Annotated in this window: 21 protein-coding genes; 5 read left to right on the top strand and 16 right to left on the bottom strand. The window is 56.9% G+C overall.

What is annotated here, in order from left to right:
* Positions 1-8: 8 nt before the first annotated feature.
* The 4 genes from ACR0NA_RS12980 to ACR0NA_RS12965 all read right to left on the bottom strand — a co-directional run bounded on the left by ACR0NA_RS12980 (position 9) and on the right by ACR0NA_RS12965 (position 4,602).
* The gene (locus ACR0NA_RS12980; protein ID WP_480729422.1) at positions 9-647 is read right to left on the bottom strand and encodes an acyl-homoserine-lactone synthase; all 639 of its coding nucleotides are present in this window, start codon (positions 645-647) and stop codon (positions 9-11) included.
* A gap of 83 nt (positions 648-730) precedes the next feature.
* Positions 731-1,450: a helix-turn-helix transcriptional regulator gene (locus ACR0NA_RS12975; RefSeq protein ID WP_170654718.1), complete on the bottom strand. Its 720-nt coding sequence runs from the start codon at positions 1,448-1,450 to the stop codon at positions 731-733.
* Positions 1,451-1,813: 363 nt separating this feature from the next.
* On the bottom strand, positions 1,814-3,100 hold the full coding sequence (gene ccrA, locus ACR0NA_RS12970; RefSeq protein WP_170654716.1) for a crotonyl-CoA carboxylase/reductase: 1,287 nt from the start codon (positions 3,098-3,100) through the stop codon (positions 1,814-1,816).
* 113 nt (positions 3,101-3,213) lie between these two features.
* Entirely contained in the window at positions 3,214-4,602 is a 1,389-nt protein-coding gene (locus ACR0NA_RS12965) for a 1-acyl-sn-glycerol-3-phosphate acyltransferase (protein WP_480729421.1), read from the bottom strand.
* 146 nt (positions 4,603-4,748) lie between these two features.
* On the opposite strand from ACR0NA_RS12965, the gene ACR0NA_RS12960 reads away from it, so the two are divergent.
* From ACR0NA_RS12960 to deoD, 3 genes are all read left to right on the top strand, one after another.
* The gene (locus ACR0NA_RS12960) at positions 4,749-6,716 is read left to right on the top strand and encodes a methylmalonyl-CoA mutase family protein (RefSeq protein WP_480729420.1); all 1,968 of its coding nucleotides are present in this window, start codon (positions 4,749-4,751) and stop codon (positions 6,714-6,716) included.
* A gap of 106 nt (positions 6,717-6,822) precedes the next feature.
* A complete protein-coding gene (locus ACR0NA_RS12955; protein ID WP_170654904.1) occupies positions 6,823-7,140 on the top strand; it encodes an H-NS histone family protein in 318 nt (105 codons plus the stop codon).
* Positions 7,141-7,154: 14 nt separating this feature from the next.
* On the top strand, positions 7,155-7,868 hold the full coding sequence (gene deoD / locus ACR0NA_RS12950) for a purine-nucleoside phosphorylase (protein WP_480729419.1): 714 nt from the start codon (positions 7,155-7,157) through the stop codon (positions 7,866-7,868).
* A 51-nt stretch (positions 7,869-7,919) separates the two neighbouring features.
* Here the strand turns inward: deoD and ACR0NA_RS12945 are convergent, their stop codons facing one another.
* The 11 genes from ACR0NA_RS12945 to ACR0NA_RS12895 form a co-directional block, all read right to left on the bottom strand.
* Positions 7,920-8,765, bottom strand: coding sequence for an urea carboxylase-associated family protein (locus ACR0NA_RS12945; protein WP_480729418.1), 846 nt, complete (start codon positions 8,763-8,765; stop codon positions 7,920-7,922).
* A gap of 321 nt (positions 8,766-9,086) precedes the next feature.
* Positions 9,087-9,233, bottom strand: a complete 147-nt coding sequence (locus ACR0NA_RS12940) for a hypothetical protein (RefSeq protein ID WP_170654706.1) — start codon at positions 9,231-9,233, stop codon at positions 9,087-9,089.
* Positions 9,234-9,369: 136 nt separating this feature from the next.
* Entirely contained in the window at positions 9,370-10,149 is a 780-nt protein-coding gene (locus tag ACR0NA_RS12935) for a succinate dehydrogenase iron-sulfur subunit (protein WP_170654704.1), read from the bottom strand.
* A gap of 12 nt (positions 10,150-10,161) precedes the next feature.
* Positions 10,162-11,967: a succinate dehydrogenase flavoprotein subunit gene (sdhA, locus tag ACR0NA_RS12930; protein WP_480729417.1), complete on the bottom strand. Its 1,806-nt coding sequence runs from the start codon at positions 11,965-11,967 to the stop codon at positions 10,162-10,164.
* Positions 11,968-11,985: 18 nt separating this feature from the next.
* A complete protein-coding gene (gene sdhD, locus ACR0NA_RS12925) occupies positions 11,986-12,357 on the bottom strand; it encodes a succinate dehydrogenase, hydrophobic membrane anchor protein (protein ID WP_170654700.1) in 372 nt (123 codons plus the stop codon).
* A 12-nt stretch (positions 12,358-12,369) separates the two neighbouring features.
* Positions 12,370-12,756, bottom strand: coding sequence for a succinate dehydrogenase, cytochrome b556 subunit (gene sdhC / locus ACR0NA_RS12920; RefSeq protein WP_170654698.1), 387 nt, complete (start codon positions 12,754-12,756; stop codon positions 12,370-12,372).
* A 212-nt stretch (positions 12,757-12,968) separates the two neighbouring features.
* Positions 12,969-13,631: a DUF1194 domain-containing protein gene (locus tag ACR0NA_RS12915; protein ID WP_480729416.1), complete on the bottom strand. Its 663-nt coding sequence runs from the start codon at positions 13,629-13,631 to the stop codon at positions 12,969-12,971.
* Between the two features lie 88 nt (positions 13,632-13,719).
* A complete protein-coding gene (locus ACR0NA_RS12910) occupies positions 13,720-14,748 on the bottom strand; it encodes a MaoC family dehydratase (protein WP_480729415.1) in 1,029 nt (342 codons plus the stop codon).
* Positions 14,748-14,954: a DUF1737 domain-containing protein gene (locus ACR0NA_RS12905; RefSeq protein ID WP_480451495.1), complete on the bottom strand. Its 207-nt coding sequence runs from the start codon at positions 14,952-14,954 to the stop codon at positions 14,748-14,750. The genes ACR0NA_RS12910 and ACR0NA_RS12905 overlap by 1 nt, the downstream gene beginning before the upstream one ends.
* 12 nt (positions 14,955-14,966) lie before the next feature.
* Positions 14,967-15,521, bottom strand: coding sequence for an NnrU family protein (locus ACR0NA_RS12900; RefSeq protein ID WP_480729414.1), 555 nt, complete (start codon positions 15,519-15,521; stop codon positions 14,967-14,969).
* A 7-nt stretch (positions 15,522-15,528) separates the two neighbouring features.
* A complete protein-coding gene (locus ACR0NA_RS12895; protein ID WP_480729413.1) occupies positions 15,529-16,386 on the bottom strand; it encodes an HpcH/HpaI aldolase/citrate lyase family protein in 858 nt (285 codons plus the stop codon).
* Positions 16,387-16,566: 180 nt separating this feature from the next.
* Between ACR0NA_RS12895 and ACR0NA_RS12890 the strand changes: the two genes are divergently transcribed.
* Positions 16,567-16,872, top strand: a complete 306-nt coding sequence (locus tag ACR0NA_RS12890) for a hypothetical protein (protein ID WP_480729412.1) — start codon at positions 16,567-16,569, stop codon at positions 16,870-16,872.
* Here ACR0NA_RS12890 and ACR0NA_RS12885 read toward each other — a convergent pair.
* Positions 16,869-17,624: a sulfite exporter TauE/SafE family protein gene (locus ACR0NA_RS12885; protein WP_480729411.1), complete on the bottom strand. Its 756-nt coding sequence runs from the start codon at positions 17,622-17,624 to the stop codon at positions 16,869-16,871. The genes ACR0NA_RS12890 and ACR0NA_RS12885 overlap by 4 nt on opposite strands.
* Before the next feature lie 159 nt (positions 17,625-17,783).
* Between ACR0NA_RS12885 and mdh the strand changes: the two genes are divergently transcribed.
* On the top strand, positions 17,784-18,746 hold the full coding sequence (gene mdh, locus ACR0NA_RS12880; RefSeq protein ID WP_480729410.1) for a malate dehydrogenase: 963 nt from the start codon (positions 17,784-17,786) through the stop codon (positions 18,744-18,746).
* Positions 18,747-18,829 lie beyond the last annotated feature (83 nt).

Below are 18,829 nucleotides of genomic sequence, written 5' to 3'. Positions count from 1 at the left end.
CGCTGGCATCAGGCCGAAAGGGCGAACCGGGGTTTGGCCATCTTCCCGAAAGCCGCGTTGAACCACATGCGTGACAGTTCCCTGGGGACACCCGCCCTTTCAGCCACACGCGCGCAATCTGCCGGGGAATACGGCCACAGACCAACAGAAATCTGATCCCGGCCTTCACCTTCCGAACCCAGAATAACCGGGGATGATCCGATCAGCCGATAGATGCGAACCATACGTGCGTCAAATACCCCGGCGATGTGGGTCAGCCCGAAACCTTCCATGACCTCGCCCCCACTCAGCATGATTGCGCCCGCCGTCCGGGCGCTGGCCGTGCGGGACAGGCAGAACCGCGTCACCTCCCAGATCAGCGGGCTACGAACAGGTTTGCCCCCGGTCAGATGACCGAACACATCATTGACCATGACCGGGCCCGTTGTCGGCAGAATTCGCATCGAACCGCCATGACTGCCATCTTCTTCTTCCCAGATCACATAAAGGGGGTTCAGGTCGTCGTATTCATCCCGCTCTTCACCCTTTTCGTTGATCTGAACGTCCCACCCCAGCCGGGTCTTGAACTGATCTGCGCGATCCTGAAACATCCCTTCAGCAAGTTTCGGATATTTGAATAATTCATCGGCATACACATAACGCAGCATGACTTGTTCCCCTTGTCGTCCATGTCTGGAACAAAGGGGGTACAAACTTGTGGTTAATTTACCGTGTGACTATCGAACGCCCGTTAAACCACTATTAAGCCTCTACTCATTGCCGTTGCAATGGCGTGGGTGGTGTTGAGCGCCCCAAGCTTGAAGCGCGCGCTTTCTATGTAAACCCTTAGCGTATGCTCGGAAATCGACAGTGAATGTGCGACTTGTGCACGGCTGTATCCCAGTGCAAGCAAGGTCATTGCATCGACTTCCCGCGGAGACAATGAGCAGGACGTTTCAGGTGTCCGGTCGCTTTCGAATTCAAGCGCTTTCTTGTTAAAAAAATGCGCAATCAGAATCAGGTCATGGCCATAGGTCTTCATAAAACCCTGCCAAGTTTCATCATCACAGCTGTGGTTGGCGGTGAACAGAGCGAACTGACCGTTCGGCCCTCTGATGGGAATTGAATAGCCTTGATTCCCGATCCCGTGACTCAGCGCATCTTGCAAGAACGCCTTGGCGATTTTGCCCGACCAATCAAGTGTTTTCCAGTCAACCGGCTGGAACCTTTGAAAGCACCCCAGAATTACGGGATCAATTCTGTGGTAATTTCTTTCCAGGTACCGTTCAGCCCAGGCATCCGGATAGGTGGTACACCCATATTGATCGCCGGCGCTGTCTACCCAGTGATAGATGATATGAGCAACACCAAGCCTGTCCCTGATGGAAATCGCTATCCGCTCTAAGTCTTCAAGCGAGTTGGTGTCTTCCAAATCTCCCAGGACCTGGCTCAATTCGACTTTCGTTCCCATAAACTGGCGCCCGTGCCTCATCTTGTTGGGACGCGATCTCGGTTGCGGCGATCAGCTTGGTATCATCAAGCTGTTCGGCAAGCGTACTCATCCCGTTCGCGGCGGCGAAAGTTCTGAGATCCGACAGTACGTCCAGTATCCACTCATTTTGCGCCATCAGGGTCTCTCCGAAAGAGTTAACGAAAGGTTAACACAACCATAGCATGTAAGGCACTGGTGCGAATATTCACCGGTTTCTACTCCCCAAAAATAGCGAGACACAGAGTTGTAACGGACTGAAACTTCTGAGGCCAGTTTCACAATGAAAAAGCCCGCGACTCACCGAAGCGATTCGCGGGCTTTCCAGTCGTGTTTTTTGCGCGATTAGTCTTTCGCTTCGAGAACTTCTTCCAGCGTACGCAGACCAGTGCGCGGTGCCTGAACGAGAACAGACATGTTGCCGGGCTTATGTTCATTCCGGCGCATTTTCATATGTGCCTCGGGCAGATCGGCCCAGGTGAACACTTCGGACATGCACGGATCAAGACGCCGTTCGACCATCAGCTTGTTGGCCGCCGCCGCCTGCTTGAGGTGCGCGAAGTGTGAACCCTGCAGGCGCTTCTGGTGCATCCACATGTAACGCACGTCGAAGGTCAGGTTGTAACCGGTGGTTCCGGCGCAGATCACAACCATGCCACCTTTTTTCACAACAAAGGTGGAAACCGGGAAGGTGCTTTCGCCTGGATGTTCGAACACCATGTCAACGTTCACGCCCTTGCCGGTGATGTCCCAAATGGCTTTGCCAAACTTGCGGGCCTCTTTGAACCACTCGGCATATTCCGGTGTGTTTACTGTCGGCAGCTGACCCCAGCAATTGAAGTCCTTGCGGTTCAGAACACCCTTGGCGCCCAGCCCCATGACAAAGTCGCGCTTGCTTTCGTCAGAGATCACGCCGATCGCATTCGCACCCGCCGTATTGATCAGCTGGATCGCGTATGAGCCCAGACCGCCCGACGCGCCCCAGACAAGAACGTTCTGGCCTGGCTTCAGGTCATGCGGCTCGTGCCCGAACAACATCCGGTAGGCGGTTGCCAGAGTCAGAGTGTAGCAGGCGCTTTCTTCCCAGGTCAGGTGTTTCGGACGCGGCATCAGCTGCTGTGCCTGAACATTGGTGAACTGTGCGAACGAGCCGTCGGGAGTCTCATAACCCCAGATGCGCTGCGAATCCGAATACATCGGGTCGCCACCGTTACAATGTTCGTCGTCACCGTCATCCTGATTACAGTGGATCACGACCTCATCGCCGACTTTCCAGCGAGTGACCTTTTCACCGACAGCCCAAACGATGCCCGACGCATCCGAACCCGCGATATGATAGGGTGCCTTGTGACCATCAAACGGGCTGATCGGCGTGCCCAGCGACGCCCAGACACCGTTGTAGTTCACACCCGCCGCCATCACGAGAACCAGCACTTCGTGACTGTCGAGCTTTGGGACGTCGACCACTTCAAGCTGCATGGCCGTGTTCGGCTCACCATGGCGCTCCTTGCGGATGGCCCAAGCATACATCTGTTTGGGCACGTAGCCCATCGGAGGGATCTCTCCCATCTCATAGAGGTCTTTTTCGGGTGCCTCGTATGACGCGATACCGCTGTCCGTGTCCAAAGCCATGGTGGCCTCCTTTGTTCAATTCCGTTGCCGCGACGCAGAATCGCGAACCTCAAAGGAGGAAATATTAGCCCCAAAGAAACAATGCAATAGTTTTTGGGCATAGTTTTGTAATTTTATGACCCAGCGGATGCAGAAATCTCCTTTGCACTCGCAGCATCAGAGATATCGTCTACGACCGGAGCCGATGCGGCGTAATACTCCATCAAGTCCAGCCGCTCGATCGAAGGCAATAACAGGCCTTCCGCGCGGCAAAGGATTCTCCGCTCCACAAGCTGCTCAATGGCCGCATTTGTATCTTCAATACAGCTTTGGGGCTGGCCGCCATTTCGCTCAAGAGTTTTGCAGATCCGCTCTTTCACGACCTCCTCCGGCATAGACCCGTTCTCGCGAACAAGCCGACACGCAGCAGGTGCTGGAACTGGAGGGATGGCAGCGCCAATCCTTGCCATCAGCTCGCGCGCCAGATCGGTCATCAAATCCCGCTCCCCACCCTTTCTGAAGGCGCGCAAGGAAATCGGAGTACCATACCGCACCGATGCCAGACCAAATCCGCGATAGCGCCCGATCAGGCGCAACCAGATTTGCTTGAGAAACCAGCGCGTGATGACCCCGATTCTTGCCCGGAAGCGCCTCTCGCTGCCCAGCGCCGCGCGGGTAAGTATCGTATCCTCTAGAACCCGGTCATAATTCAGCGCGACAGGAACAAAAACGACGTCTTTTCCGTCGACGCTGGTTCCGTCAAGAATATATTTCAACAACCCGAGTTTCGGTCGCCCAAGGCCGCCCGTCAGACTCAGCCCGCCTTCGGGAAACATAGCTTGCGTGACACCGGCCTCGGTCGCATGCCGTACGTAACAGGCCAGAACCTGACGGTAGAGCTCACTCCCGGATTTTCTACGAATGAAATACGCCCCCATCGCCCGGATAAGGCGGCTGAGTGGCCAGACACGCGCCCATTCCCCCACCGCATAAGACAGTGCCGAATGTTGTGCAGCCAGATAGGTAACCAGAACATAATCCATGTTGCTGCGGTGATTCATGACGAACACAACCGTTGCATCACTATCAATGTCTTTCAGCGCCTTTTCGTCCTCGTAACTCAGCCGAACGTGATAAAAGGCGTTACTCAGCCAGCGCGCGAGCCGGATGGCAAAGCTGAAATAGGTAAAGGCCGAGAACGAAGGCACGATTTCCCGCGCGTACCTGCGAGCCTGTTCCGACGCGACCGCCTCGGGGATACCGGTTTCGCGCGCATGTTCCTGTACCGCCTTACCGACCTGAGGATCGTAGATCAGGCGCTGAATCATATCGTGACGCCGCGCCAGCTTGAACGGTTGTATCGGGCGCTGCAGCCGTTGATTCAGCCTTGCGACTGCCCGTTCCAGACGACGCCGAAAAAACCAACGAACGGACGGAAAAAGAAAATGCGAGGCAAATGTGACCGCAGCAAACACGACGATCAACACAAACAGCCAAATCGGAACTTCTACGGTCTGCCACATAGCTGCACCCTGCCACCAATCGCCAGCGGGAACAATCTGAAGAAACCTGTGGATGCCGCAACGCAGCGAATTGACATATCCCAAAAATTGCGATTTAGAACGCTACAGTGAAATATTATTGCCCACTCAAGCACGAGGCTCTTGTCATGACGCAGACGCAGAAAGATCGCCCCTGGCTCATCCGGACTTATGCGGGTCACTCCACCGCCAAAGCCTCGAACCAGCTTTACCGGTCCAATCTGGCGAAAGGTCAGACCGGCCTTTCCGTGGCATTCGATCTGCCCACCCAAACCGGGTACGACAGCGATCATACTCTGGCGCGCGGCGAAGTAGGAAAGGTGGGCGTCCCCATCTGCCATCTTGGTGACATGCGTGTTCTGTTCGATCAGATCCCGCTTGAGCAGATGAATACCTCAATGACCATCAACGCAACGGCGCCGTGGCTTTTGGCGTTGTATATCGCCGTTGCCGAAGAACAGGGGGCGGATATCTCCAGCCTGCAAGGTACGGTTCAGAACGACCTGATCAAAGAATACCTGAGCCGCGGAACTTATGTCTGCCCGCCCAAGCCATCCCTCAAAATGATCGCTGATGTGGCCGAGTACTGTTACACCAACGTCCCCAAATGGAACCCGATGAACGTGTGTTCATATCACCTGCAGGAAGCGGGTGCGACGCCCGAGCAGGAACTGGCCTATGCATTGGCCACTGCGATTGCGGTTCTGGACGAATTGCGCCCACGCGTACCAGCCGAAGATTTCCCGGCCCTTTGCGGGCGCATCTCATTTTTTGTGAATGCGGGCATCCGCTTTGTCACTGAAATGTGCAAAATGCGCGCCTTTGTCGACCTTTGGGACGAAATCCTTGAACAGCGTTACAACGTGACGGACCCCAAATTCCGCCGATTCCGGTATGGGGTACAGGTGAACTCGCTGGGCCTGACCGAACAGCAACCCGAAAACAACGTTTATCGCATCCTGATCGAGATGCTGGCGGTGACGCTTTCCAAAAAAGCCCGCGCACGCGCAGTACAGCTTCCGGCCTGGAATGAAGCGCTGGGTCTGCCGCGCCCATGGGATCAGCAATGGTCGATGCGGATGCAACAGATTCTGGCCTATGAAACCGACCTGCTGGAATATGGCGATCTGTTTGACGGCAATCAGGTTGTCGATGCCAAGGTCGAAGAGCTGAAGAACGGCGCGCGGGCAGAACTGGCCAATCTTGAGTCCATGGGCGGCGCGGTTGCTTCGATCGAATACATGAAATCCCGTCTTGTTGATTCGAATGCCGAGCGCCTGAACCGCATCGAGCGGAACGAAACGGTTGTCGTCGGTGTGAACAAGTGGATCGAAGGCGAAAGCTCGCCCCTTCAGACCGAGGACGGGGGAATCATGGTTGTCGACCCGGCGGTCGAGCAGGAACAGATCAATCGCCTGAATGATTGGAAGTCCTCACGCGACAGTCAGGCGGTCGAGGCCGCGCTGGCCGCACTACGTGAGGCGGCAAAAGCCGGCACCAACATTATGGAGCCATCAATCTCAGCCGCCAAAGCCGGTGTAACCACAGGCGAATGGGCCGAGGAAATGCGCAAGGCCTATGGCACCTATCGTGGCCCGACCGGTGTATCGGGTTCGGTTTCCAACAAGACCGAAGGACTGGACGATCTGCGCGCCGCCGTGGATGCTGTCAGCGATCAGCTGGGCCGCCGCCTGAAGTTCCTGGTCGGCAAGCCGGGGCTGGATGGCCATTCGAACGGTGCCGAACAGATCGCGTTCCGCGCGCGGGATTGCGGGATGGACATCAGCTATGAAGGCATCCGTCTGACGCCCGAGGAAATCGTCAAGGCGGCCGCAGAGGAACAAGCCCATGTGATCGGTCTTTCGATCCTGTCCGGCAGCCACCTTCCGCTGGTTGAGGACGTGATGGTGCGCCTGCGCGAAGCGGGGCTCGGGGAACTTCCAGTGGTAGTTGGCGGTATTATTCCCGATGATGATGCAGAAAGGCTGCGCGAAATGGGTGTAGCCAAAATCTATACGCCGAAGAATTTCGAATTGAATTCGATAATGGGCGACATCATTACGCTGGCCGATCCCAAGGATATTGCCGCTGAATAACTCTAACGTCCTCCCCAATAATTGAGGGATGGATAATGGCGATGTATGTAATTACGGTGGCCAAAAAATTGGCCACCTAATTGGCTTTCGCCATACGGAGATAATGATGGGAATCGACCTGAGTAAAATGACCCGCAAGGAATTGACCGAATTGCGGGGCAATATCGACGATGCTTTGAAAGAGGCAGAAGTACGCGAACGCCGTGAGGCGCTTGAGGCCGCGGAAAAGGCAGCGGCAGAGTATGGCTTTTCGCTTGCGGAGTTGTCTGGGGATGCGCGCCGTTCGGCAAAAGGGGCTAAGGCAAAGGCCAAATACCGCAATCCATCCAATTCCGACCAAACCTGGTCTGGGCGCGGTCGCAAACCGCAATGGGTACATGATGCGCTGAAAGCCGGGGCCGACATATCCGATCTGGAAATCTGATCGAGGCGGCGAAGATGACAATTCACATAGGCGCAGAAAAAGGCGACATCGCAGAAACTGTATTGCTGCCAGGTGATCCATATCGGGCCAAATGGGCGGCCGAGACTTTTTTGACCGATGTCCGGCAAATTAACAACGTCCGCGGAATGTTGGGATTTACCGGAACCTGGAAAGGATTTCCGGTCACAATTCAGGGCAGCGGAATGGGAATGCCGTCGCTGTCCATTTACGTGAATGAACTGATCCGCGACTTTGGCGCAAAAACCCTGATCCGAATTGGTTCATGCGGGGGAATGCAGGAAAGTATTGATGTGCGTGATGTCATCCTTGCGATGACGTCCACCACGCTCAGCACGCCGTCGCGTGGCATCATGAAAGAGCTGAACTTCGCACCCTGTGCAGATTGGGGGCTGTTGCAGGCCGCCGCTAAGGCCGCGCAGGCGAAAGGCACGCCAACCCATATCGGCGGTATCTATTCCTCGGATGTTTTCTATGACGAACGCCCCGACCTGAATGAACAGATGGTGCGCCATGGAATTCTCGGGGTCGAGATGGAGGCAGCAGAGCTCTATATCCTCGCCGCGCGCCACAAATGCCGGGCTCTGGCCGTTCTAACTGTATCGGATCACCTGCTGACCGGCGCGGCCTTGCCATCGTCGGAGCGTGAAAGCAGCTTTGGCGATATGGTCGAGATCGCCCTGCAGGCAGCATTTCCTGACGCTGAATGATAATTCTATCCGGGCGAAACCTTTCTTCGCCCGGATCCTTCGAAATCGCCCTTAGCTTCCGTGCGTGCGGTCGTACCCGTTACGAGCAGGGCTTATCCAATCTGACAGTGCGCTGTTATTCGGCGCAAACACTTCCACTAGTAGCGGATAGCAGGCCGCAGTATCGGATGAATGTTCCGACGAGCAATCGCCGCCCGGGCAGGCGCTGAGATTGCCAAGAAGGTCGATCTCGGCAAAGAACTCCAGATAATCGCCGGGGCGGACCGGTGAGGCTTTCATGAAATACTGCCCCGTATCACGGGTGAACCCGGTGCACATGAAAACATTCAGAACGTCGTGAACGTGCGGTTCAGCTTCGGCTAGCGGTATGGACAAGTGGTCCGCCAGAGCCCGCGTCAGGTTGGAGTGGCAACAGTGATGGTATTGCGATCCGGAAAGCAGGTTGCCCGTATAGGGATCGCACCTGGTTCCAATCACGTCATGAACCGAACCGCCATACTGATCTATGCCATACCAGCTTAGAGTATCTTCTGTGATCGTCGCCATCGGTCGCAGATACGGAAAGCTCGACCACATACGTTCACCGGTGGATATATGGGTGCCGTGCAACGCCCGGGTCTTGCCGGAATAGAAGCGTTCCAACAGGTCGTCACGATTCCAGAGGTTCAGATCGCCGACCTGCGGGCCGTCCACCGAAGTGATGCGAAAGAAATGTCCGGCCGGAACCTCAAAGCACCGCGCATCACGCGGAGGGACCACCGTTTCCGAAACCTTTTCGGCTTCTACACGGGCCTTAGCATAGAATTCCATATCTGGCTTGGGCAGCGTATCATTCGGATAACAGATGACAGGGGCGATTGCGCGCCGGGCGTTGGCGTCGGATGGTGGGTGGCTCATGATTGCCCTTTCGGAAGTTTCACGCAGATTGGCGCAAACTGCCCGAATAGGAAACCCTGACACGCAAGTGGATTTAAGACCTGTTTCGCATACATTGCGTCGGCTGAGCGTCACCTTCTGATTTGGCGCCGCAGTAGGTACAAACCCATCGGCCTTCCTTGCGGTGTTGTCGCCACCGGCAATCCCTAGTCAAAGTTGTTGTCCGCGCGCGCCACAGGAAGTAGGCAAATACACCGGCGGCAAGTAGCAAAAGAAGAATGGGCATTCTTTCGGTTTGCCCATTTCCTTCGATAAATTCAATCGACTTTAACGCACTAAGCTTCAGGCGGCGTTTGCATATTCGAAAAGCTCAGGTTCATGTTCGGACGCCGGATAAACCGGTTCAGGTGTGTAATAGGCCCATGCCTGCTCCAGCAGTTTCAGCGCCTCTGCTGCATCTGTTTTTTCCGAATTACGGCTCTTGTCCATTGGGGTGACCTTTTTGGTTTGATCACTCCTCCCCGACGATCAGCCTAGGCTGTTGGCGAAGCGGCTGCACCGCACAATTTCGCAACATCGCTTTGCACCAGCCGCAACGCGGCCAGTGCTTTTTTCATTTTTTGGTTCAGACGGTCCGTTCCACCATCATCTTCTTGATTTCGGCAATTGCCTTTGCGGGGTTCAGACCTTTGGGGCAGGTCTTGGCGCAATTCATGATGGTGTGGCAGCGATAAAGCTTGAAGGGGTCTTCCAGCTGATCCAGACGCTCACCCGTTGCCTCATCCCGCGAGTCGATGATCCAGCGATACGCATGCAACAACGCAGCCGGGCCAAGATACCGGTCGCCGTTCCACCAATAGCTGGGGCACGAGGTCGAGCAGCTGGCGCACATCACGCACTCATAAAGCCCATCCAGTTTCTTGCGATCTTCGATCGACTGCTTCCACTCTTTCGCCGGGCGGTTGGTCTTGGTTTCCAGCCACGGCATGATCGACGCGTGCTGGGCATAGAAATGGTTCAGATCGGGGATCAGATCCTTGACAACCGGCATATGCGGCAGGGGATAGATTTTCACATCACCCTTGATTTCATCCATGCCATAAATGCAGGCCAATGTGTTGATCCCGTCGATATTCATCGCACAGGACCCGCAAATTCCTTCACGGCAGGACCGGCGGAAGGTCAGCGTCGGATCGACCTTGTTCTTGATATAGATGAGCGCGTCCAGAACCATTGGCCCGCAATCGTCCATGTCGACGAAATAGGTATCCACACGCGGGTTTTGGCCGTCATCCGGGTTCCAGCGGTAAATCTGGAATTTTCGGACATTGGTCGCACCGTCAGGTTTAGGCCATGTCTTGCCGGTCGTGATGCGCGAATTCTTCGGGAGGGTCAGTTGTACCATGTGTTCCTCTCCTTAGAAGGTCCGCGCCTTGGGCGCGATTTTCTTGAGGCTGATGCCGCCTTCGTCTTCGGTGGTCAGCGGGTCAACGATGACCGGACGATAGCTGAGGTCGACCTTGTTGCCGTCGATATGGCTGATCGTGTGAACGCGCCAGTTCTCATCGTCGCGCTCGGTGAAATCCTCGTGTGCGTGGGCCCCACGGGATTCCTTACGCGCCTCGGCACCGATGATCGTGGCCAGCGCGTTCGGCATCAGGTTGGTCAGCTCAAGCGTTTCCATCAGGTCGCTGTTCCAGATCAGGCTGCGGTCGGAAACCTGGATGTCATCCATCTTGGCCGCAATGGCCGTCATTTTTTCAACGCCGTCGGCCATTGTTTTTGCCGTACGGAAAACAGCGGCGTCCGCTTGCATGGTTTTCTGCATTTCAAGCCGCAGGTCAGCGGTCGGGATCGAACCGCTGGCATTGCGGATCGCATCAAAACGGTCAAACGCCTGATCGACCGAAGCCTGATTCAGCACTGGGTTCGGGGCCTCGGGGTCCACCACCCTGCCCGCACGAATGGCGGCCGCCCGGCCAAAGACCACAAGGTCAATCAACGAGTTCGAACCCAGGCGGTTTGCTCCGTGAACGGATGCGCAACCCGCCTCGCCCACGGCCATCAGTCCCGAAACAACGGCGTTCGGATCGTCAGCAACCGGGTTCAGAACCTCACCCCAATAGTTCGTGGGAATGCCGCCCATGTTGTAGTGCACGGTAGGCAGAACCGGGATGGGTTCCTTGGTGACATCAACACCGGCAAAGATCTTGGCCGATTCCGAAATACCCGGCAGACGCTCGTGTAGCGCTTCGGCTGGCAGGTGGCTGAGGTTCAGGTGAATGTGATCACCATCTTTACCAACACCCCGACCCTCGCGGATTTCCATCGTCATCGAGCGAGAGACATAGTCGCGCGGCGCCAGATCCTTGTACTGGGGCGCGTAACGCTCCATGAACCGCTCACCTTCCGAGTTGGTGAGGTAACCGCCCTCACCCCTCGCGCCTTCGGTGATCAGACAGCCCGAGCCATAGATGCCGGTCGGGTGGAACTGCACGAACTCCATGTCCTGCAGGGCCAGCCCGGCACGGGCCACCATACCGCCACCGTCACCGGTGCAGGTATGGGCCGAGGTGGCTGAGAAATAGGCGCGACCATAGCCGCCGGTCGCCAGCACTACCATCTTGGCGTTGAATACATGCATGGTGCCGTCGTCAAGCTTCCAGCAGACGACGCCCTGACACTGACCATCGTCAGACATGATCAGGTCGATGGCAAAATACTCGATGTAGAATTCGGCGTTGTTCTTCAGCGATTGGCCATAAAGCGTGTGCAGGATGGCGTGGCCGGTCCGGTCGGCGGCGGCGCAGGTGCGCTGAACGGCAGGGCCTTCGCCGAACTCGGTCGTGTGGCCACCAAAGGGACGCTGATAAATCTTGCCCTCTTCGGTGCGCGAAAAAGGAACGCCATAGTGTTCCAATTCGTAGACAGCCTTGGGCGCGTGGCGGGCGAGGTACTCCATCGCATCGGTGTCACCCAGCCAGTCCGATCCCTTCACGGTATCGTACATATGCCATTGCCAGTTATCCGGGCCCATGTTCGACAGCGACGCCGCGATACCACCTTGCGCAGCAACGGTATGTGAACGGGTTGGAAAAACCTTGGTCACACAGGCAGTACGCAATCCCTGTTCGGCCATGCCCAGCGTGGCCCGCAGACCCGCACCACCGGCGCCGACCACGACCACGTCATATTCGTGCGTTTCGTATTCGTAAGCAGCCATTTCTTTCAGCTCCGGTCTTTAAAGGGCAATGCGCGCGATGGCGAACAGGCCAGTCGCAGCGGCGGCGTAGGACAAGCAGATCACCAGAATGATCAGAATCTTCTGCATGAGCCCATGCACGTAATCCTCGATCATCACCTGTGCACCGTCAGCGAAATGCTTGAAGCCAACGATCAGGGTCAGCGCAGCCACGATGGCCGGGAATGGTCGCGAATAATAATCCAGCATCACGTCATACGGCTGGCCCAGAACGGGTCCGAACGTGAAGATAAACAAGGGCACAAGGATCAGCAAAGCCACCGAGCTGACCTTCATGGCCCAGAAATGAGCGGTCCCGGACTTGGCCGAGCCCATGCCAACAGCGCGTTTGCGGTCAGTTAAATAACGCATCGTCCGCCTCCGTTATGCGACTATCAGAAGGGTCAGGATGGTCAGGATGAACGATCCGATCACCACCGCCCAGCCCAGCTTGTACGCGGTGGGGATGTCCAGCCCGATGGCATTGTCCCAGATCAGATGCCGGACACCGGCCAGCGTGTGATACCAGATCCCCCAAAGTGATAGCGCCATGACCAGATCGCCCAACACTGAGGTAATGACCCCATTGGCAAAGGCGTAAGCTTCGGGTGAAGTTGCAGCGGCAAGGAACCACCAAACGATCAGCAGAGCGGCAACGATCAGCGCGTTCCCGGTGATCCGGGTCAGGATGGAGGTGACCGAGGTCAGCTGAGGACGATAAATCGTCAGGTGTGGTGAGAGCGGGCGATTGCCCCGATTCACATCGGCCATGGTGGCTCCTTTCCGGTTGGCTACCGAACGTTTTACCGCATTTTGCGACACTGTCACGCGCTGCAAGTGCAAAAAGAAGCGAAAATTGACGCATGTCTACAGATATCGAAGTTATGTGATCACGCAAAATGATCATGTGATCACAAACTGATGGCCAAGCTAACTATGTGAGCGATATCAACGTGGCGCACTTGTGATCACGAATCTGAAATTCAGCGCAGACCAGCGGTTTGCTGCGTGACCTCACGCAGTAATTTTTTACGGATGCGCTCAGGATAATCCCGGAAACCAGCCGCTGAAACAACGAATGCGCCTTCTCCGACTATGACGTTCTCGAAGAAATACGCCGTAAGGTCCGGCTCACTTTCTTCAATTGCAATTGCATTCACCGTAATGCCGTGACTGCGCAGGGATTGGCGCAGCTTGGCGGGCTCGATCCCTTCATTTGAAATGCCGTCCCCAGAGATATCAATCAGATGCCTGCCGCATTCCCGAACCTCTTCAAACGCAGGTATCGTGGTTTCAAGGGCTTCTCCTATCGCGGTGGAGAAGTTTCGCCAGACCCTTGGGTCCTGCGCAACTTGCTGCGCAAAGGTTTCGAGTCTGTCAAAGCTGTCGATATGGGTCCAAGGAATGGTGATCTGTTGTCGCGATGCGCCGGTCCATTGCACCAGCATCAGGCGCGCGTTTGACCGAACCAGAGCCTCGGAGACAACCGGATCACGCAGTCCCTCAGCCAGGCCGTCCATCTGTATTCGGAACTCATTGGAATCCACCGACCCCGACACGTCCACTGCCAATGCCAATGCCAGATCGCAGGCCGCCGCTGGAGGCGCGAGGCATAGGGACACGGCAAGGCAACGCAGAGCTTTCATGATCGCAGACTAGCATGAAATATGGCGTCTGCGATCACATGAATGTCAGGTGGTACAACGACTGTGCCACGGTCTGAAAAGCCCTTTATTACATAGGCATAAGCGCCCAATAATCCAGATCGAGCAGAACATCGGGACTGTATTTACCGTCATCCGAGCGCAGCACAAACGGGTCACCGCCCTTGGTTGCAACCAGACGCAGACGGATTGCTCCGACGCCCGGCACATCCGTTTCGGCCTTGTCCAGTACTTCGCTCCAGGCCTTGATGGTGTCGCCTGCAAAACAGGGGTTTGCATGGGCGCCACCGTTCAGGCCCACAACCATCTGCGCATTTGCCAACCCGTTGAAAGACAGCGCCCGCGCCATCGAGATGACGTGGCCGCCATAGATCAGGCGACCATCGGAGCGGAAAGTGAGGTCGAAATGCACCTTGGCGGTGTTCTGCCAGAGGCGGGTGGCCAGCATGTGCTCGGCCTCTTCTACGGTCACACCATCGATGTGATCGATCGTTTCTTCCGTTTTGTAATCATCCCACCGGTGCGACTCTCCGGATTGTACAAAGCTGTACTTCGAGAAATCGAGCCCCTGCGGCACCACCAGATCCTGCGGATCCAGCGCCTTTTTAAGTTCGGGCACAACGGTGTCGGGCGCGGGGGCGTCGAGGTTCGATTTGCGCACCATCACCCAACGGACATATTCGATCACCACTTCGTCGCGCTGGTTCAGACCCCGGGTGCGGACCCAGACAACGCCGGTCTTGCCGTTGGAATTCTGCTTGAGGCCGATCACCTCGGATTCGGACCGAAGCGTATCGCCGGGATAAACCGGTTTCAGCCAGCGCCCTTCGGCATAGCCAAGATTGGCGACCGCGTTGAGGGATATATCCGGGACCGTCTTTCCAAACACCACATGGAATGCGGCCAAATCGTCGATGGGGCTTTGCGGCAGGCCACAATTCCGGGCGAATTCATCCGAGGAGTAGAGCGCATGGCGCGCCGGATAAAGCGCGTGATAAAGCGCGCGCTCGCCATCGGTTACGGTGCGCGGCACCGCATGGTGCAGAACCTGCCCGACAAAGTAATCCTCGAAAAAGTGGCCCGGATTTGTTTTCGCCATTATTGCTGTCCCAGTTTCATTTCGGGTGAGTAATCGGCCTTAACCTCTTTGGTTACCGCCTGCGCGCAGCGCATCACGTTGTTGGCCGGGTCGAATGCATACGAAGGAGAGCCGTGCAACTCCCACCCTTTTGCCAGCGCATCTGAAACTTTGTGGCAGAAGGCCGAAGTGTCTTCCTCGGTCAGAAGGCGGTAGAGTTTAGCCATAGTATCAAATCCTTACGAGGGGAATGGCGAGGGTCCGACAAGACCATGCACATATCCGATGATGCCAAGCAGAACGATGGAGGCGACAAAGAACATCGCATCCTTACCCACTGTACCGGGCTCTCCCGGCGTCCAGTCGGGTTCGGACCTGTTGATCACGATCACTTCGACCACGGCCCATGCCAGCAACCCACCGAACAGGACGATCGAGGCCAGATCACCATTCACCAGCAAGTGCGCAAAAGCCCATGTTTTGAAACCCGCAAGCATCGGATGGCGCATTCCGTTCAGCAAACGCCCCTTTTGCCCGGCGGGGCTCATCAAATAAATGGCGATCAGCACCAGCAGATTGTTGATGTGAATCATGAAGGTCGGCGGCGACCAGACGTAGATGAAATCGGTCATGCGATAGCCGAAAATCATCAGCAGAATCGACGCCACCAGCGCCAGCGCGACAACGCCCTTGCCCGCGTTGCCCATTGCGGCACGCTGTTCAGGCATCACACGTTTGAAAAGATGCGCGGCCCACCAAAGTGCCACACCCAGAATTAACAGAACAAAGCCCATTGCTGGCTTACCCCGCTTGCAAAGCTACTATCGCTTCTGCTTTTGCCAGAATTTCGCGGGCAGTTACAACGTGCAGGTTTTCAACGATCTTGCCATCGACAACGGCAACCCCCTGCCCCTGCGCCTCGATCTCTTCAAAGGCGGTGATCTGACGGCGGGCCAGATCGATCTCGGCATCCGAGGGGGCATAGGCAGCGTTGGTGACCTCAACCTGGGCCGGATGGATCAGGGTTTTACCGTCAAAACCCATATCGCGGCCCTGCGCGCATTCGGCGGCCAGCCCTTCGTCATCCTTGAACGCGTTGTAGACGCCATCGATGATAACCAGCCCCTCGGCCTTGGCAGCCAGAAGGCACAGACCAAGCGAGGTCATCATTGGCAAGCGATCAGGGCGGAAGCGGGTTTGCAGTTCCTTGGCCAGATCGTTTGTTCCCATGACAAAACCGGCCATCAGTGGGTGAGCAGCAATTTCAGCCGCATTCAGCATCCCGCGCGGCGTTTCCATCATGGCCCAGATAGGCAGATCACCAGTGATTGCCGCCAGCGCGTCCACATCCGCGGCGGAGCTGACCTTGGGCAGCAGGACGACATCGGCGTTCATATCGCGCACGGCCTCGGCATCGGCGCGACCCCATTCGGTGTCCAGCCCGTTGATTCGCACGATCCTGACACGTTCACCATATCCACCGGCCGCCAGTGCAGCCTTGAGAGTTTCCCGCGCGTTGTCCTTTTCGTCCGCTGCAACTGCATCTTCCAGATCGAAAATAATCGCATCGACCGGCAAGTTACGGGCCTTGTCCAGCGCCCGCTCTTTTGAGGCGGGGATGTAAAGAACGGAACGATAGGGGCGCTGGCGCGGGTCCATTGGCTTCTCCCAGAGAAATAAAGTTGCGCGGAATGGGGCATTTTTTGCCGGAAAGTTCAAGCGCAAAATCGCCGCGATGCAGCATTTGACGCTGCGGGCGGCGCAACGCACGCCGTCTTAACGGTATTTCGCAAAGGGTGCGGCACCCTTTGGAGCATCGGATGAAAGAAGGGGCCAGAGATGAAGAAGACAGTTTTCAAGATGACCATGGGGCTGGGGATCATGGTGTTGGCGGCGCAGCAGCTGAACGCCCAACCCCGCAATTGTGCGCCGCGCATGGATGTGATCCAAAGGCTGGCCGAGACATATGGCGAGACACGCCGGGGCATCGGCATGGCCCGGCAAGGTGCGGTGATGGAGGTTTTTGCCTCAGAGGGGACTGGCAGCTGGACCATTGTTGTGACCCTGCCGGATGGAACATCCTGCCTGATCGCCTCGGGTCAGGGCTATGAGGCGCTGGCCGATGGGTTGCCACCCAACGTCTAGCTCAACGCATCCCAGATCAGTTTGGTGCCGGTGAGTGTCAGCAGCACATAGGCGATGCCAAAAAACAGGCGCTCGGACATCATCCAGTGGGCACGAACGCCCAGCCAAGCGCCAAGAACAGCAAATGGCGCCAGTAGCAGATCAGCAAGGGCTGTGTGCCAGGTGAACATGCCCAGATAGGCATAGGGAATGAACTTGGCGATGTTAACGGCCCAGAAGACCAGAACGGTGGACGCCTGAAACTGAGTTTTCGACAGGCGTTGTGACAAGAGATAGACAGCGGCGGGCGGGCCACCGGCATGGCTGACAAAGCTGGTAAAACCGGCAACCAGCCCGGCGAACAGGCCCGCGGCTGCTGGCAGGCGGCGCGCGGCAGGTTTCATCCAGCCGCGGGATTGCGCCAGGTGCCAGAGGACAAACCCGACAGAAATGCCGCCGATCAACAGGCGCAGCAGGTCGGCATCGGTCGCGCGATAGAGCCACGCGCCCAGCGCCACGCCCGGCACCGCACCCAACATCAACAGGCGGGCGTCGGGCCAGCTCCAGCGTTTCCAGTAGGGGCGGAGTGTGGCCAGATCGATGATCATCAGGATCGGCAGCATCAGCGCAAGCGCCTGTCCGGGTTCAAGTATCAGCGCCAGAATCGAGGCCGAGGCAAAGGCCACGCCCGAACCGAACCCGCCCTTGGAGATACCCGCAAAGATCACGGCGGGGATCGCCACAGCAAAAAACGTCAGATTCAATTCGAACATGCGGCGGCCCCGAAACCCCGGTTTCTCAGGACCTTTAGCGCAATCGGTCGGACCGGCGCAAACGGTATGCGGTCGCATGCCGCGTCGCGGAACCCTTGCGCAATGCCGTTTTAGCGACTAGCAAAATCGCGATTTCAAAACCGACCGGAGAGATTCCAAATGGCCAGACCCAAGATCGCGCTGATCGGCGCAGGTCAGATCGGCGGCACGCTCGCCCACCTCGCAGCTATGAAAGAACTTGGTGACGTTGTCCTGTTCGACATCGCCGAGGGCACCCCGGAGGGCAAGGCGCTTGATATCGCCGAATCCGGTCCGTCCGAAGGCTTTGACGCCAAGCTGAAAGGCACCCAGTCCTACGAGGATATCGCTGGTGCCGACGTCTGCATCGTGACCGCAGGTGTGCCCCGCAAACCGGGCATGAGCCGCGACGACCTGCTCGGCATCAACCTGAAAGTGATGAAATCGGTCGGCGAAGGCATCGCTGCCAACGCCCCGGATGCGTTTGTCATCTGCATCACCAACCCGCTGGACGCGATGGTCTGGGCCCTGCGCGAGTTCTCGGGCCTGCCACACAACAAGGTCTGCGGCATGGCGGGCGTTCTGGATTCGGGCCGGTTCGCACATTTCCTGTCGGAAGAGTTCAACGTGTCCATGCGCGACGTCACTGCCTTTGTTCTGGGCGGCCACGGCGACACCATGGTGCCGTCGGTACGCTATTCGACCGTTGCGGGCATCCCGCTGCCGGATCTGGTCGAGATGGGCTGGACCACACAGGAGAAACTGGACGCAATCGTGCAACGCACCCGTGACGGCGGCGCCGAGATCGTTGGCCTGCTGAAAACAGGTTCGGCTTTCTACGCCCCCGCAACCTCGGCCATCGAAATGGCCGAAGCCTATCTGAAAGATCAGAAACGCGTTCTGCCCTGTGCCGCATACTGTGACGGTGAACTGGGTGTTGAAGGCATGTATGTGGGCGTACCCACCGTGATCGGCGCGGGCGGCATCGAGCGTATCGTTGACATCAAGCTGAACGAAGAAGAACAGGCCGGTTTCGACAACTCGGTCAACGCCGTGAAGGGCCTGATCGAAGCCTGCAAGGGCATCGACAACTCGCTGGGCTAATACAGGTCAGCGATTTATCGTGAACCGGCACCGGTCCACGTGACAGACATTGATATTCCGAAGCCCCGTCAGAATTTTGACGG

The organism is Ruegeria sp. C11, assembly GCF_056537725.1.
This window is presented reverse-complemented; position numbering and strand designations above follow the sequence as displayed.

Excerpts from the sequence above, each read along its gene's own strand:
- sdhA (WP_480729417.1), bottom strand. The coding sequence starts at position 11,967 with ATGGCTGCTTACGAATACGAAACGCACGAATATGACGTGGTCGTGGTC.
- ACR0NA_RS12975 (WP_170654718.1), bottom strand. The coding sequence starts at position 1,450 with ATGGGAACGAAAGTCGAATTGAGCCAGGTCCTGGGAGATTTGGAAGAC.
- mdh (WP_480729410.1), top strand. The coding sequence starts at position 17,784 with ATGGCCAGACCCAAGATCGCGCTGATCGGCGCAGGTCAGATCGGCGGC.
- ACR0NA_RS12915 (WP_480729416.1), bottom strand. The coding sequence starts at position 13,631 with ATGAAAGCTCTGCGTTGCCTTGCCGTGTCCCTATGCCTCGCGCCTCCA.
- ACR0NA_RS12945 (WP_480729418.1), bottom strand. The coding sequence starts at position 8,765 with ATGAGCCACCCACCATCCGACGCCAACGCCCGGCGCGCAATCGCCCCT.
- ACR0NA_RS12940 (WP_170654706.1), bottom strand. The coding sequence starts at position 9,233 with ATGGACAAGAGCCGTAATTCGGAAAAAACAGATGCAGCAGAGGCGCTG.
- ACR0NA_RS12965 (WP_480729421.1), bottom strand. The coding sequence starts at position 4,602 with ATGTGGCAGACCGTAGAAGTTCCGATTTGGCTGTTTGTGTTGATCGTC.
- ACR0NA_RS12955 (WP_170654904.1), top strand. The coding sequence starts at position 6,823 with ATGGGAATCGACCTGAGTAAAATGACCCGCAAGGAATTGACCGAATTG.
- ACR0NA_RS12960 (WP_480729420.1), top strand. The coding sequence starts at position 4,749 with ATGACGCAGACGCAGAAAGATCGCCCCTGGCTCATCCGGACTTATGCG.
- ccrA (WP_170654716.1), bottom strand. The coding sequence starts at position 3,100 with ATGGCTTTGGACACGGACAGCGGTATCGCGTCATACGAGGCACCCGAA.
- ACR0NA_RS12885 (WP_480729411.1), bottom strand. The coding sequence starts at position 17,624 with ATGTTCGAATTGAATCTGACGTTTTTTGCTGTGGCGATCCCCGCCGTG.
- ACR0NA_RS12895 (WP_480729413.1), bottom strand. The coding sequence starts at position 16,386 with ATGGACCCGCGCCAGCGCCCCTATCGTTCCGTTCTTTACATCCCCGCC.
- deoD (WP_480729419.1), top strand. The coding sequence starts at position 7,155 with ATGACAATTCACATAGGCGCAGAAAAAGGCGACATCGCAGAAACTGTA.
- ACR0NA_RS12935 (WP_170654704.1), bottom strand. The coding sequence starts at position 10,149 with ATGGTACAACTGACCCTCCCGAAGAATTCGCGCATCACGACCGGCAAG.
- ACR0NA_RS12980 (WP_480729422.1), bottom strand. The coding sequence starts at position 647 with ATGCTGCGTTATGTGTATGCCGATGAATTATTCAAATATCCGAAACTT.
- ACR0NA_RS12910 (WP_480729415.1), bottom strand. The coding sequence starts at position 14,748 with ATGGCGAAAACAAATCCGGGCCACTTTTTCGAGGATTACTTTGTCGGG.
- sdhD (WP_170654700.1), bottom strand. The coding sequence starts at position 12,357 with ATGCGTTATTTAACTGACCGCAAACGCGCTGTTGGCATGGGCTCGGCC.
- ACR0NA_RS12900 (WP_480729414.1), bottom strand. The coding sequence starts at position 15,521 with ATGGGCTTTGTTCTGTTAATTCTGGGTGTGGCACTTTGGTGGGCCGCG.
- ACR0NA_RS12890 (WP_480729412.1), top strand. The coding sequence starts at position 16,567 with ATGAAGAAGACAGTTTTCAAGATGACCATGGGGCTGGGGATCATGGTG.
- sdhC (WP_170654698.1), bottom strand. The coding sequence starts at position 12,756 with ATGGCCGATGTGAATCGGGGCAATCGCCCGCTCTCACCACACCTGACG.
- ACR0NA_RS12905 (WP_480451495.1), bottom strand. The coding sequence starts at position 14,954 with ATGGCTAAACTCTACCGCCTTCTGACCGAGGAAGACACTTCGGCCTTC.